A 1,480-nucleotide genomic window follows, 5' to 3' on the forward strand; every position below is an offset into this window, starting at 1 on the left:
CGCTTTCTTCCGCTTGTCGCTGTTTCTCGACTGAAGAAGCCACTTCCGTTTCCATTATATCTTGCGAGTAATGTTGGTAACCGTGAGCCAGATTTTCTTCACGGAACTTCATGCCAAGAGCACAACCTACTTTGCCAAGTCCACCAAGTTCTTTGGTTAGCTCAAGCAATTGGCCAGAAATCGTCAGTTCAGGGTTATCAATCCATGCTTCTAGCTTGTCACATACAGCTTGGTAAGCATCGCCACCAGCCGCAGAATCCATCTCTACTGCAATTTGGCGCAACTCAACGAATACTCGCTTCGCCCAATCTTGCAAAGATAAGCGTTCACCTTGGCAACCGATCTGCAGCATCAAACCTTTTTCACGACCAGAGATGATCACTTTGTTCCAGTTGTCACGCCAGCATTCTAGTTCGCAGTTATCCATTGGGTCAGAATCTGACAACGCCGCCCACGTTAGGAAAAGATCTAAGAAACGAACTTGCTCTTCGCTAACACCAACGGCACTGAATGGGTTCACATCTAATGAGCGCACTTCAATGTATTCCACGCCCGCGCGACTCAATGCATCTGATGGCTTCTCACCACTTTTCGCTACGCGTTTCGGACGAATTGGTGCGTACAATTCATTTTCAATCTGGAGAATGTTGGTATTGAGCTGACGGTACTCACCATCCACTTTTACTCCAATTTTTGCGAATTCTTCAGATGGTCGACGAATCGCATCACCTAAACCTTCAAGATATTGGTCAATACTGTTGAAACCAATTTTCAATACGCTTTGAGCACTGTTGGTATAACCAAGATCACTCAAGCGAAGAGACGTCGCTTTAGGGAGATACAGTGTCCCACCGATGCTTTCAAACGGGAGTTTAGTCTCACGGCCTTGAATGAACGAACCACATAACGCTGGCGATGCACCAAAGAAGTAAGGGATCATCCAACCAAAACGGTAATAGTTACGAATCAAAGCAAAGTAAGCAGCTGATTTGGTGTCTTGGCGAGCTTGCTCATCCTGCTCACCATAAAGCGCATCCCAAAATGACTCAGGGAATGAAAAGTTGAAGTGAACACCAGAAATAATCTGCATCAAGCTGCCGTAACGGCGTTTTAGCCCCTCACGGTACAATGTTTTCATTTTCGCCGAGTTCGATGAACCGTACTGAGCAAGCTGAATATCATCTTCACTGCCGACATAACATGGCATAGAAAGCGGCCACATCTTTTCTTCGCCCATTTTGGTTTGAGTGAAATGGTGAATGTCTTTCAGTTGCGCCATCAATTCTGGAATGTCATGAGAAACCGGAGTGATGAACTCCAGCAACGATTCAGAAAAGTCGGTGGTGATCCATTTGTTTGTGAACGCTGAGCCCAAACCCTCTGGATGAGGTGTTGTTGCTAGGTGTCCATCCTGACGATAGCGCAAAGTTTCTCGCTCAACACCGCGTCCAAACTGCTTAAATACTTCGGGGTTTGATGC

1 protein-coding gene is annotated in these 1,480 nt (G+C 46.2%); it reads right to left on the reverse strand.

Features of this window, described 5'->3' with window-relative positions:
* Window positions 1–1,480: glutamate--cysteine ligase (gshA, locus tag R7Q48_RS24110; RefSeq protein WP_318132595.1), on the reverse strand; the 1,480-nt coding region annotated here is incomplete at both ends.

This window comes from Vibrio sp. 378 (assembly GCF_033339435.1).